Consider the following 13,402-nt stretch of genomic DNA (forward strand, 5'->3'; position numbering starts at 1 on the left):
GCATGCGCTTTCCGCTACGAGGCTTTGCTCTTCGGTTTGCCATCCGAAGCGTCATCGAGCACCTTGGCAAGGAAGCTGCCCGTATGGCTTCCGGGAGTCGCTGCGATCTTCTCGGGCGTGCCCGTCGCAACGATCGTGCCTCCGCGATCTCCCCCCTCGGGACCGAGATCGATGATGTTGTCGGCGCATTTGATAACGTCGAGGTTATGCTCGATGACGAGCACGGTGTTTCCGGCTTCGACAAGCCTCTGCAAAACCTCGAGCAGCTGCCGCACATCTTCGAAATGCAACCCGGTCGTCGGCTCGTCGAGGATGTAGAAGGTCTTTCCCGTCTGCCTGCGCTGCAGCTCGCTCGAGAGCTTGACGCGCTGCGCCTCGCCGCCCGAAAGAGTCGTCGCAGGCTGGCCGAGCCTGATGTAGCCGAGCCCCACATCATGGAGAGTCTGGAGCTTCCGCTTGATTCCCGGTATGTTCTCGAAGAATGCAAGAGCTTCCTCGACCGTCATCTCGAGGATGTCGTAGACGTTCTTCCCGCGATACGTGACCTGCAACGTCTCTCGGTTGTACCGCATGCCGCCGCATACCTCGCACGGCACGTACACATCGGGCAAAAAGTGCATTTCGATCTTGATCTGCCCATCGCCCTTGCAAGCTTCGCAGCGACCGCCGCTCACGTTGAACGAGAAACGGCCCGGCGAATACCCGCGAGCCTTCGCCTCCTGCGTCGATGCGAAGAGCTGGCGAATGTCGTCCCACAGGCCGATGTAGGTGGCGGGGTTCGAACGCGGCGTGCGGCCGATCGGGCTCTGATCGATGTTGATCACTTTGTCGAGCAACTCGCACCCGGTCATCTTGCGATACGCTCCCGTGCGCCGACGCGCATGGTTCACGCGGTTGGCGAGAGCAGGCGCAAGCGTATCGGTGATAAGCGAGCTTTTGCCTGAACCGGAAACGCCGGTCACCACGGTGAGGGCGCCGATCGGAATCTCGATGTCGACGTTCTTCAGGTTGTTCTCCGTCGCACCCAAAAGCTTGATGGCGCCCCGTTTGGGACTGCGCCGTTCTTGCGGCACCTCTATCCTCCTCCGCCCGCTCAAGTAATCGGCGGTATAGGAGTTCTTCGCCTTGAGGATCTGCTTGGGTGTGCCTTCAGCTACCACCTCGCCGCCATTTTCGCCCGCACCGGGACCCATGTCGATAACGTAATCGGCATGCCTGATCGTATCCTCGTCATGTTCGACGACGATAACCGTGTTCCCCAGGTCGCGCAGACGCTCGAGCGTTGCTATCAAACGCTCGTTATCGCGCTGATGCAGGCCGATCGACGGCTCGTCGAGTATGTAGAGCACGCCCATGAGCCCGGCCCCGATCTGGGTGGCGAGTCTGATGCGCTGCGCCTCGCCGCCCGAAAGCGTTGCCGTCGCCCGCTCGAGCGTGAGGTAATCGAGGCCCACGTCCACCAAAAAGCGCAGGCGCGCCGCGATCTCCTTGACGATGGGCCCCGCGATCTGCTCGTCCGATCCGGTGAAGGAAAGCCCTTCGAAAAAGGCAAGCGAATCGACGGCGCTCATCTCGGTCACTTCGTGAATGTTTCTGCCTCCGACCGTAACCGCAAGTATCTCGGGTTTGAGTCGCTTGCCTCCGCATGTCTGACAGGGCACGATGGCGAAGTACTGGGAGTACTTCTCGCGCTGATTGTCGCTCGTCGATTCCTGATAGCGGTGCATGACGGCCGCGCATGCGCCCTCCCAATCGATGTACCAGTACGTCTCGCGCCCGTCAACCGTCACGTAATCGACACGCACCTTCTCTTTGGGAAGCCCATACAGAAGGGCGTCGCGCACCTTTTTCGGCATGTCTTCCCAGGGGGTGTCGGATGATACGCCCATATGCTTCGCCACGGCGCGCAGCACCTGCGGGTAGTAGTTTCCCGTAGTGAACGGCGCAATCACGCCCTCATCGAGCGAGAGCGACGGATCGGGAACGAGCAGGCTCGCATCGACCTCTTCCCTGCTGCCGATGCCCAGACAATCGGGGCATGCGCCGTAAGGGGCATTGAACGAGAAGTCGCGCGGCTGCAGTTCGTCCATGGAATGGCCATGCTCGGGGCAGGCAAGCGCAAGCGAGAACACGTACTCGCCCTCCTGCAGACCGCCCGTAGCGCCCGACGAGGTGGGTCCGCCCGCCGCCTTCGGCTTGCCGTCTTCGCCGAGCACTTGCACGAGCACGCGTCCATCGGCGAGCTTCGTAGCCATTTCGACGGCCTCTGCGATGCGGCTCACCGCATCGCGCTTGAGCACGACGCGATCGACGACCACATCGACGAAGTGCTTGATCTTCTTATTGAGCACGATGGGTTCGCCTTCGAGCTTTCGCACCTCGCCGTCGATGCGAACGCGCGAGAAGCCCTCTTTCTGCAAATCCTGGAACAGCTTCGTGAATTCACCCTTGCGCCCCACGACGACCGGTGCCATCACAAGCGCTTTCGCGCCCTCGCCGATCGAGAGAATCTCGTCGGCCACCTGATCGGTCGTCTGCTTCTTGATCTCGCGGCCGCATTCCGGACAATGGGGAACGCCCACGCGGGCGAACAGCAAGCGCAGGTAATCGTAGATCTCGGTCGTGGTCCCCACCGTGGAACGCGGGTTCTTGCTCGTGGTTTTCTGATCGATCGACACCGCCGGAGACAGGCCGTCGATGCTATCGAGGTCGGGCTTGTTCATCTGCCCGAGGAACTGGCGCGCATAGCTCGACAGGCTTTCGACGTAGCGGCGCTGTCCTTCGGCGTACATGGTGTCGAAGGCAAGCGAGCTTTTGCCCGAACCGGACAAGCCCGTGATAACGACGAGCTTGTCTCGCGGGATGGTCAAATCGATATCTTTAAGGTTATGCTCGCGCGCACCTTTGATGACAATTGAGTTCTGTGCCATATTCGTCTGCTTCTTTCGCTTCGTTTCCTGGCCGCGAACCGGGAGCGAACGCGGCCTCAGGTCCGATCGTACGTATCACGCAAACGCTCATTGTAACGCAGACAGTCACAAAACCAGGAGGAGATCAGAACAATCGTTCCCTATTCAAAGGATTCGCACACTATGTTCGATATTCGTTTTACGCAGCCGGACCCGAGCGGCGATCCGCCTCCGAAGCACGGCGGGAAACGGCCGCCCAGGCGGCTTCCGAACGCCTTCGCAAAGCCGTTTTCAGGGGATTTCCCGCATTCCGCTTGTCGATCTTCTCTTCCGCGCGCGCTGTGCTATCCTTCGCCTTATGGAAGATACACCCGAAATAGAACGCAGGCGCGCCCGCGAAGAGCGCACCGTTTCTCAGATGATAGCCTTGTACTGCGCCGAAAATCATCCGGATCGCCGCCGCGAGGAAACCGCATTTTGCGGCGAGCGCATCTGTTCGGAATGCAAGATCATCGATGACTACGCCGTGCTCAGAACACGCCGCTGCCGCAAGATGGACGTGAAAACGTCGTGCGATGAATGCGAGAACCACTGCTATAAACCCGAAGAACGCGAACGCATCCGTTCGGTCATGCGCTATTCGGGCCCGCGCATGCTCAAGACCCATCCCATAGCCGCCATCCGCCACCTGCTCGGAAGATAGCCGCCGGATCCGCCCTTGCCGGGAAACGCCCATCGGTAGCATCTGAGCGGGCATCCTCCCATCCAAGCAGGCCATCGGCATAGCGCGTCGCCAAAACGCCCGCCGACAGTCGGGCGCCCGCCTGTCGGCGGACGCCCGTTCGCATTACCTGCGCGAATCGACGGCTTGGCCGATAATGCCGCGCGCAGCACCGTACGTGAGAAGCAGATACGATCCGTACACAGCCACCACGAGCAGCACCGTCATGCCCGTCGGCCCTGCAATCGACACCCCGATGCTGTCGAAGAGCGCTGAGCTCATGACTCCGATCGCGCATACAGAATGGCAGATCGCAAGGCCGAGCGGCGCGAGGAAGTACACGAGCACCTGGGTAAGCAGCGAGCGGCCCATCATCTTCCGGTCGCAGCCGAGCTTCGAGAGCAGCCGATAGCGCTCAAGGCTGTCGCTTGCCTCGGAAAGCTGCTGGATGGCAAGCACCGCAGCCGTCGTGATGAGGAAGACGAACCCGATGTAGAGGGCGAGGTAGGTGATGAGCATGCGCATGCCGCCCGATTGAGCCAGCACCTCGTTGGCCGTAAACGACATCGAAACCGGCCACGAATCGCTCTGATAGGAAAAGCTCGATCGCGCACGGTTCTCATCAGGCGGCAAAGCCTTGCCGAGCGCCTCCATGAGCGCTGCATCGCCCGCAGTGCGGTCAACGCCGTAGTCGATGTCGAGGTAGCTCATATAAGGCACCGCTCCCTGGCTGCGCAGCGCATCGACGATCTCGTCGGGCACGACGAGCTGCGCGGCATCGCTTGAAAACGCATGCACGTCGAGCGGCTGCGAATACACCCGGTCGCTTGCGCTTGCAAGCTCAACGCCCGCAACCGTCACAGATCCCTCGAGAGCGGCAAGCTGCTCGGAAAGCTCCGTTCCCGACTGGGCGAGGTTGTTGACGACGTAGCCGTGCGCGCCCACATCGACCGGCTTCTCTCCCGTCGCCTCGCGCAACGCGTTGAACTGCGAAGCGCCGATGATCTGCACGGGAGTGTCCGCCACCATGGCCGCCCGATCCTGGGCAAGGCCGAGCGCGTCGGTGTCGACGATTTGCCCGTAGGTCAGCAGCGGCTCCTGGTAGATGTCGATCTGCATGGTTTTCTCAGCGAACGAATCCCAATCCACGCCAAGCGAGGCCAAATACGAGCGAATGTCGAAATCGTTCTTTTCGGCAAGCTCGATCACGCGCTTCGCATCCTCTTGAAACTCCGGATCCATATCCTCGACGCCCTGGCTGTCCCAGAAGACGTTCGCCGTCAGCGTCGCGTCGTAGCGGGTGCCCGTCTCCACGCCGCTCGTGAAAACCTCGACCATGCCCATGCCGCACGAGAACACGGTGATGCTGAAGAACAGCATCACGCAGACAACCGAAAGCGAAACGAACGCCGTGTTGATCTTGCTCGCGATCTGGCGCACCGTAAACGTGGCAAGCCCGCGGTAGTACAGGCGCTTGCTGCGCTGGAGCATGGCAATGGCGAACCCTGCGAGCGAATAGAAGAACAGCGTCGTGCCGACGACCATGAGAACGGTCGCCCATAAGAACTTCGGGTCGTCGAGCATGACGAGCCCGTTTTGGATAAGCAGCACGTAGGCAGCGGCGAGGATGACTACCGACGCCACGAACAGCACGAAGCTCACCCAAGGATTGCGCATCTTCAGCTTCTCGTTTTTGAAACGTGCCGAAAGCAGATCGATGAGCTTGTACCTGCCAACCGTGAAGGTGTTGAACAACGCCACGACCAGGTAGATCACCGCAAAGCAGATCAATGTGAGCGCACAGGCATCCCCCGAGAACACGAATTGGTACCGCTCCATGGGAATGCTGAACAACGCTGCCGTCACAAACGAGAGGCCCTGCGAAAGCGCGATGCCGACCGCAAGGCCTATCGCAAGCGACACGACCCCCACGAGAAGCGTTTCCAAAAGCACGATCTGGGAAACCGTCGAGGGCTTCATGCCCAGGGTGAGGTAGATGCCGAACTCGTGCTTGCGCCGCCGTATGAGGAACCGGTTGGCGTAGATGATGAGAAACCCGAGCACGCAGGCGATGAACACCGAAAAGATGCCGAGGAACTGGCCCGTCATGATGAAGATGCTCTCAGTCGCCTCGTCCTTGAGATCGAACAGCACCGATTGGCTCTGGATCGAGTTGAAGGCGTAGAACACCGCAACGCCGAAAACGAGCGTTATGAAGTAGATCGCGTAATCCTTGATCGACCGCTTGATGTTGCGGACGGCGAGTTTAGCACGCATCGCCCGCATCTCCTCCCAAAAACGTGACCACTTCCATGATCCTGCCGAAGAAATCCTTGCGCGACGTATCGCCCCTGCGGATTTCGTTGAACACCTTGCCATCCTTGATGAACAGGATGCGTTTGGCGAACGAGGCCGCATACGAATCGTGAGTGACCATCATGATGGTGGCGCCGAGACGGGCGTTCATCATCTCCATGGTTTCGAGCATGATCGTCGCGCTGCGCGAATCGAGCGCGCCGGTAGGCTCGTCGGCGAGCACGAGCTTCGGATCCGTCGCCATGGCGCGCGCTGCGGCAATGCGCTGCTTCTGCCCGCCCGACATCTGATAGGGGTATTTTTTCAGCACGTCGGATACGCCGAGCGTCTCGGCTATCGCATTCACCTTCGCGCCGATTTGATTCGCGGGAACGCCTTTGATGGAAAGGGCGAGCGATATGTTCTCGAAGCCGTTCAGCGTATCGAGAAGGTTCGAATCCTGGAAGATGAACCCCAGCTCATCGCGCCTGAACCGGGCAAGCTCGCGAGAACGCAGATTCGTGATATCGCGCCCGCCGATGACGATATGGCCGCTCGTCACCGTGTCGATGGTGGCAACGCAGTTCAGAAGCGTCGTCTTGCCCGAACCCGAAGGACCCATGATGCCGATGTATTCGCCGGGAAGCACATCGAAGCTCACGCCCGCAAGCGCATGGGTGATGGAATCTTTGGTTCCGTAGATCTTCTCGATATGGCGAACCGAGAGGATCGGCTGCGCCCCGTTCGCGTCCGAAGCGCCGCGTGGTGCACCGGAGTTCGTGATGGTCGGTATCGCATATGCTTCTGCCATGGTCTATCCCTCGCTTTTCTTCGCTGCGTGCATCGGTGCCACGAGACGCCGAATGGCGTCGATGGCCTCGAGGATTCTCAGTACTGCCGTTTCATTCATGATCGTCTCCTTATCTGACGGGGAAAATCCTACAGGAGGCGCATCATGGATGCCATCGATCGCGCTTACCGCATCCTTACGCTTTTGTAAGATGGCGAAGCGCCCCGGCTTCGGATGCGGCGCATCCTGGATGTCGCAAGCGCAGGCAGGGCGCGCAAGATGCCGGAGATTCGCACCCGGCTCAACGCAACGCGTCAAGCCTTCTTCTATCGTGCGGAAACGCGATCATGACCCTCGTTCCGGCTCCCTCTTCCGAAGCGATGCCCAAACCAAGCCCCATTTCTGCGCACATGGTCGCGCACAGATAGAGCCCCATGCCCGTCGAGGAGCCATGGGTTCTGCCGTTATGCCCAGTGAAGCCCTTGTCGAACACCGAGTCGATGTCCGATGCAGGTATGCCGCATCCGTCGTCGGCGATCTCGAGCACAGTCCTCGATTCCGTCGTGCCCTCGCCTTCCGCCCGCGCCGCAACGGACACCGTCTGCGCGTCGTACTTGGCTGCGTTCGCGAGGATTTGGCCGATCACGAACTGCAGCCACTTGCCGTCCGCGAAGACGGTCGCCCCGTCGGCGATGTCAACCGATACGCCGATACCGCTTTCGATCAGCAGTTGGGCGTTCTTCTTCACCGCATCGCGCACCGCCTGCGCAAGCACGATTTCCCGAATGAAGTAATCTTTTTGAAGCGATGTCGAGCGCGCGTAGTAGAGAGCCTGCTCGACATACGCCTCCACTCTTCCCATCTCCGCCTTGATCTTATCTGCCGAAGGCCCATGGAGATCGGCGGTCATCAGCTTCGCCGCCGCGATGGGCGTCTTTATCTCGTGCATCCACGCTTCGACGTATTCACGGTACGATTCGACCATCTCCCGGTACCGAGCAACCTCGTCGTTCATAGATTTTCCCGCTGCCCCGAGCGCATCGTAGGCGATGCGCCCCTCGATGAATTGAGGGCGATCGATGAGCTCGGCCGCCAGATGACTTTCCGATTGCAACGACAGGGCGTCGACTATCGTCTCAAGCTCGTTGTAGAAGCGCCTGCGCCGCCCGAACCCGTACGCAACGCCGAAAACAAGGCAGGCCGCCATGACCATGGCGATGAACACGATTGCCGCGACTGCAACCCCGAGCACCGTGAGCATCCAAGCCACAAGCGCAATTGCCACGATCCATGCGGCGATGACGGGCACGTTGTCGCCAAGGTATTCGGACAGCTTCATGACAGCCCCTCAAACAAGATAGCCTTGACCCCTTCGCGTGACCAGATAGTCGGTAACCCCCAGCTTCTCAAGGCTCTTCCTCAGGCGGTTGATATTGACGGTAAGCGTGTTGTCGTCGACGAACTCGTCGGATTGCCACAGCTCGTTCATGATCTCCTGCCGGGAAATGATCGTATCGTGGTTCTCCATGAGGATCGCCAGTATCTTCAGCTCGTTTCTCGTGAGGTCAAGGCTCTTGCCCCCCGCCGACGCGACGCCTTTCGCCAGATCGAGCGTCAAGCCCTTATGCGTGATCCGCGATGCGGCGGCCGAGCGATGCGTGCGACGAAGCACCGACTGTATGCGGGCAAGCAGGATCGCCGGGTTGTACGGCTTCGTCACGTAGTCATCGGCGCCGAGGTTCATGCTCATCAGCTCGTCGAATTCGCTATCCGACGAAGTGAGCATGATGATGGGAACCTGGCTTCTCGTCCTCACATCCCGGCATACGTCGAAACCAGACGTTCCGGGAAGTTTCAGATCGAGCACCACGCAATCCGGCGCGTAGGCGACGATCTCGTCGACAACCCGCTCGAACGATACGGCCGACGCGCAGTCATAGCCTTGCAGCTCGAGCACATGCAGCAATTCGGTCCTCAGAGACGCATCGTCTTCGACCACGAACAGCTTGGCCACGGCACACTCCTTTCGGGATATTGGATTTCATAGTAAACGAACCCGCCGAAAAGAGCATCCCGCCGTGCAGCCCGTCATTGTTTCGTTGACGTTTTTTCCGTTTTTGCGGTACCGTTCGGCACAACGGGGCACGAGGGGGCGGAGCTCCTGAAGTACCGAAGGAGAAAGCTCACGCCCGCAACGACAAGCGCCAGGCCGAGCCCCGTGTAGAAGAAGGCGATGAACCATTCGGGCACGAGCCCCGACATGCGAAGCGCGATGCCTCCGCCCATCATGATAGCCATGACGATGTAGCCCTTCTTGTCGAAGAACTTCCAAATATGGGTTCGATCGTCTTCATATCCCCTGATCCGGGCAGCATGCTTGCCGACCATCTTCGTGAAGATGAAGATATGGAACACCACGAATATGACGATCGTCCCCACAAGCAGCACCCAGAATATCCAGCCCGCTTCGTGAAGGTAAGCGCCGATTCCTATGTTCGCGATGTTGAGACCCGCTATCATCCAGACGATCCCCGCGACCAGAAGGAGCTTTTCGGTCGCTATCTTGAGAATGCCCACAGAACACCTAACCTTTCGATTCGTACAGAGCGGCTCGCAGAAGCGCTGCCAGGACCCGGCAGTCGGCCGAGCCTTCGCTGAGCTGTGCGAGCATCGTTTCCAAGACGAAGCTGCACAGCTCATCGGCATCCGTGCCGACGAGCCTTCCGAGATCGGCGCCCGCATCGGCGAGAAGCACGCGCTTGAGACCGGCCGCCATATGAGCGAACACCTGCTTTTCGCGCTCATGGCCCACAGCTTCCCCCCGCAGCATCATCGCCCTGATTTCAGGAAGCCAATCGGAGCGGAAAGCTGCCAGCGCAACGCGCATAGCCTCGTATACGCGGCACACGTATTCGACGTAGTCCTCTCCCGCAAGGGGACTGCATGCAGCCTCGGAAAGGGAGTTGCGCCAGAACAAGGCCACTACTTCGGCGACAAGTCCGCCTTTGGACGAGACGTGGTTGTAAATCGTGCCGACCGACACGTTGCAAACCGCCGCAACCTCCCTGATGCCGAGAGAGGCCAGACCCTTCTCCGATGCCATCAGGTACGCCGCGTCGATTATCGCTTGCTTGTCTATTGCCTGCCGTGCCACCGCGATCCCTCTCGGTTCCGCCTTTTTCTTTTTGAACTACGTTCAGTATATCGCTGCGAGACTGAAGCGCATTCCGTTCTGAACATCGTTCATATCGTCTCTACATTTGAGACGGGCAGCCTTGATCAGCGGCCGCTTCGCGGATGGGACTGCCCGTGGACCTCTTTGAGACGGTCGGGCGACAGGTGGGTGTATATCTGCGTCGTGGAGAGATTCGAGTGCCCGAGCATCTCCTGCACGCTGCGAAGGTCGGCTCCCCCGCCCAAAAGATCGGTTGCGAAGGTGTGGCGCATGGCGTGGGGCGAAAGCGTCTCGTCGACGCCCGCTGCGCGCAGGGTCGCCTTGAACATCTTGCGCATCGCATCGGTTTTCATCTGATTGCCCCGCGTCGAGACGAAGAAGTACTCGGACTGCTTGCCGTCGAGCAGCTTCGGCCTTCCGAAATGGAAATAGCGCGACATGGACGAGGCGGCAAGCTCGTGAATCGGCACGATGCGCTCTTTCGATCCCTTGCCGAAAAGCTTGACCTGAAGGTTTTCGAGGTCGACGTTGATCATAAGCAGCCCCGATGCCTCGGAGATACGGGCGCCGCAGGCGTAGAGCAGCTCGAGAAGAGCCTGATCCCTCATATCGGATGGTGATTGCTCGCGAGAATTGCCCGAAAGATCCTTTGCGCTGTGTATCGTCAGTATCTTCGCCATATCGGCCGGCTTGATGGTATGGGGAAGCGTTTTAGGCCGCTTCGGCCCCTGCAAAACACCCGCCGGGTCTTCCGGTATCGCCCCGGTCGCGCACATCCAACCGAAGTAGCCGCGCAGCGAGCTCATCTTACGGTTGATCGTCGTGCGCGAATACTGAGCGCGATCGAGCTCTCCCAGATAGAGCCTGAGCTGACGATGCGTTGTAGCGAGAGCGTCCACGCCGTTGCGCTCGGCCCATCTGAGGTAATCGAGGATGTCGTTGCGATACGCCCGCAGCGTGTTGGGCGAAACGCTGCGCTCGACCCGCATCGTTTCGAGATAGCCCTCCGCAAGCGCCGCGGCTCGGGCATCGGCAAGCTCATCCATCGCAGCGCTCCCCCATCAGATGCTGCGAGCGCAGATCGTCGACGTAAGCGGCAAGCGCCCCCGCCCCGCGCTCGGCGTATGCCGCATAGCGCAGCCGCTTGTTCTTCACCCGTTCGGCAAGCGGCTCCATGATCCCAAAATTAACGTGCATGGGCTGGTAGTCGACAACGCTCGGATCGGTCGCATAAGCGAGCAGGGCGCCGAAAACGGTCTGCCTCGGCACCGCAGGCGCCTTCGCACCCGTAAGGCTCGCATAAACGCCGAGCGCAACGTGAAGGCCCGATCGGATGGCTTCGCAGTACCCCTCAGTACCCGCGAGCTGCCCCGCCACAAAAAGGCGGCCGGCCGCTTCGGATGCGGATGCGAGCCTCAAATCGGCATCGAGCAGATGCGGCGCGTCGATGAACGTGTTTCGGTGCATAACACCGAAGCGTGCGAACTCGGCGCTTTCAAGCCCCGGTATCATGCGAAACACCCGTTCCTGTTCGCCGAAGGTGAGGTTGGTCTGAAAACCGACGAGGTTGTAGCTTTCGCCATGAGCGTCCTCGGCACGCAGCTGCAATGCAGCCCACGGTCGCCTGCCCGTTGCCGGATCAGTGAGTCCGACGGGTTTGAGCGTGCCGAAGCGCGGAGCGTCGATGCCCTTGCGGGCAATCTCTTCGATAGGCTGGCATGCCTGGAAGAGCTCGCGCGTTTCGAAATCCTTCGCTACCACGCGCTTCGCATTCACAAGCTCGTGAGCGAACGCCTCGTATTCTTCCCGCGAGAACGGCGCGTTGAGGTAATCGCCCTCGCCTTCCTCGTAACGGCTTTGGCGAAACAGCCTGCCGTGATCGAGGGAATCGGCCATGACGATCGGGGCGGCCGCATCGTAGAACGAAAGATGCCTGCGGCCGGTCAAACGCCCGAGCGAGGCCGCCAGCGCATCCGATGTCAAAGGCCCGCTTGCCAGAACGGTCGCATCGGCCTCGAACGGAATCTCGGTAACCTCGGCGCGCACGAGCTCGATGAACGGATGGGCTTCGATCCCTTCGGTGACCGCCTTCGAAAACGCATCGCGGTCGACGGCCAGCGCTCCGCCCGCAGCCACTCGATGCGTCTGAGCGACATCGAAAAGTCGGGATCCGAGCGCGTGCAGCTCGGCTTTGAGCATGCCTGCCGCACTGTCGGGCTTCTCGCTTTTGAGGGAGTTCGAGCAGACGAGTTCGGCGCAACGTCCCGTGGCATGCACCGCAGTTTGCCGATCCGGCCTCATCTCGAAGAGCCTGACATGGATGCCCCTATCGGCAAGCTGCAGCGCCGCCTCGCTTCCCGCCAAACCTGCACCCACTATATCAACGTGTTTTTCCATGCCGACGATCTTAGCAAAAGTCGACCGCTCATACCACGACGGGACCGTATCGTCCATCGGGATAGCGCACGATCCTCCCGCTTCGCTGCAACTCCGCCAATCGGACCATGAGAAACGTTATCGCGTTTCCCTGCATCCGGAATCCCTCGTCGAGTCCTTGGGACTCAACGTAACCGAGCATCTCTTCTATGCTCATGGGATTGGCGCACATCGCCTCGTAGACGGCATCCTTTGCACCCCCGTCCGAATCTGCGATTACCCCGCCTGCACGGTTTCGACCGCTGGACTTTCCTGCGCGCCGCCTCTCCCCCGAACCGTCAACGTGCACTTCGGAAACGTCGCCTGCGCGCCCGACGGCGCCGCTGCAGGAACAAGCGACTGCAAAGCCCGCCAGCTCCTGCTGGCCGAACAACGCCTCCAAAACGCTTGAGAACGTCTCGTCGTCGACAATAGGCGTCGCCCCCTGGTAAAGCAGCCTGTTCGAACCGCGCGAAGCGCTCGATGCGATCGACCCGGGCACCACGAGCACTTCGCGATTGGCGGCGAGGGCCTCGTCCGCCGTCGAAAACGTGCCCGAAGGCAATCCAGCCTCAACGATGAGCGTCGCCTTCGCCAATCCCGCGATCAGGCGGTTTCGGGCTCTGAAGGTGTGCCGCATGGGAGGAAACGACCATTCCTGCTCGGAGACCACGGCCCCGCCTGCATCGACGATCTCCTGAAACAGCCCGAAATGCGAAGCGGGGTACAGCTCGTCGCATCCCCCGCCCAGAAACGCCACGGTGGGACCCTTGGCTTCAAGCGCCGCGCGATGGGCGGCCGCATCGCATCCTCTCGCGCCTCCCGATATAACCGTGATGCGCCGTCTAGCCGCAATTCGCGCGAACCGCTTCGCACACGACGTTCCGTACGGCGTCGCATTGCGCGCGCCCACGATGGCGATGCCCTCGCGAAGCGCCGCGACGTTCCCGATAACGAAGAGCCGATCGGGCGGATCGGCAATATCGCAAAGCGCCTCGGGATAGCCCTGCTGCTCGCGCTCGATCACCGTTCTCTCTCCGCGCAGTTTCGGTCCCGCATATCGGGCGAACTCGTCTTTTCTCATCAAAACCCCTTTC

At 60.4% G+C, this 13,402-nt stretch carries 11 protein-coding genes; 1 reads left to right on the forward strand and 10 read right to left on the reverse strand.

Features of this window, described 5'->3' with window-relative positions; all coding sequences use genetic code 11:
* Nucleotides 1-14: 14 nt before the first annotated feature.
* Nucleotides 15-2,930: an excinuclease ABC subunit UvrA gene (gene uvrA / locus C1719_RS08875; RefSeq protein ID WP_102374772.1), complete on the reverse strand. Its 2,916-nt coding sequence runs from the start codon at nucleotides 2,928-2,930 to the stop codon at nucleotides 15-17.
* Nucleotides 2,931-3,267: 337 nt separating this feature from the next.
* Here uvrA and C1719_RS08880 point away from each other — a divergent pair, with 337 nt between their 5' ends.
* Entirely contained in the window at nucleotides 3,268-3,612 is a 345-nt protein-coding gene (locus C1719_RS08880; protein ID WP_102374773.1) for a nitrous oxide-stimulated promoter family protein, read from the forward strand.
* Between the two features lie 144 nt (nucleotides 3,613-3,756).
* On the opposite strand, the gene C1719_RS08885 is transcribed toward C1719_RS08880, so the two are convergent.
* The 9 genes from C1719_RS08885 to dprA all read right to left on the reverse strand — a co-directional run bounded on the left by C1719_RS08885 (nucleotide 3,757) and on the right by dprA (nucleotide 13,389).
* Nucleotides 3,757-5,907: an FtsX-like permease family protein gene (locus tag C1719_RS08885; RefSeq protein ID WP_102374774.1), complete on the reverse strand. Its 2,151-nt coding sequence runs from the start codon at nucleotides 5,905-5,907 to the stop codon at nucleotides 3,757-3,759.
* Nucleotides 5,897-6,736, reverse strand: coding sequence for an ABC transporter ATP-binding protein (locus C1719_RS08890; protein ID WP_102374775.1), 840 nt, complete (start codon nucleotides 6,734-6,736; stop codon nucleotides 5,897-5,899). The genes C1719_RS08885 and C1719_RS08890 overlap by 11 nt, the downstream gene beginning before the upstream one ends.
* A gap of 280 nt (nucleotides 6,737-7,016) precedes the next feature.
* Entirely contained in the window at nucleotides 7,017-8,054 is a 1,038-nt protein-coding gene (locus tag C1719_RS08900) for a sensor histidine kinase (RefSeq protein ID WP_102374777.1), read from the reverse strand.
* Nucleotides 8,055-8,063: 9 nt separating this feature from the next.
* Entirely contained in the window at nucleotides 8,064-8,729 is a 666-nt protein-coding gene (locus C1719_RS08905; protein ID WP_102374778.1) for a response regulator transcription factor, read from the reverse strand.
* 74 nt (nucleotides 8,730-8,803) lie between these two features.
* Nucleotides 8,804-9,292: a hypothetical protein gene (locus C1719_RS08910; RefSeq protein WP_102374779.1), complete on the reverse strand. Its 489-nt coding sequence runs from the start codon at nucleotides 9,290-9,292 to the stop codon at nucleotides 8,804-8,806.
* Between the two features lie 7 nt (nucleotides 9,293-9,299).
* Nucleotides 9,300-9,869 carry a TetR/AcrR family transcriptional regulator gene (locus tag C1719_RS08915; RefSeq protein WP_102374780.1) on the reverse strand — a complete coding sequence of 190 codons (570 nt, stop codon included), beginning with the start codon at nucleotides 9,867-9,869 and terminating at the stop codon, nucleotides 9,300-9,302.
* Between the two features lie 125 nt (nucleotides 9,870-9,994).
* The gene (locus tag C1719_RS08920) at nucleotides 9,995-10,936 is read right to left on the reverse strand and encodes a tyrosine recombinase (protein WP_102374781.1); all 942 of its coding nucleotides are present in this window, start codon (nucleotides 10,934-10,936) and stop codon (nucleotides 9,995-9,997) included.
* Entirely contained in the window at nucleotides 10,929-12,287 is a 1,359-nt protein-coding gene (trmFO, locus tag C1719_RS08925) for a methylenetetrahydrofolate--tRNA-(uracil(54)-C(5))-methyltransferase (FADH(2)-oxidizing) TrmFO (RefSeq protein WP_102376006.1), read from the reverse strand. Before trmFO ends, C1719_RS08920 begins: the two co-directional genes overlap by 8 nt.
* 28 nt (nucleotides 12,288-12,315) lie before the next feature.
* Nucleotides 12,316-13,389: a DNA-processing protein DprA gene (dprA, locus tag C1719_RS08930; protein WP_102374782.1), complete on the reverse strand. Its 1,074-nt coding sequence runs from the start codon at nucleotides 13,387-13,389 to the stop codon at nucleotides 12,316-12,318.
* Nucleotides 13,390-13,402 lie beyond the last annotated feature (13 nt).

Origin of the sequence: Raoultibacter massiliensis (assembly GCF_900199545.1) — a bacterium.
GTDB lineage: Bacteria > Actinomycetota > Coriobacteriia > Coriobacteriales > Eggerthellaceae > Raoultibacter > Raoultibacter massiliensis.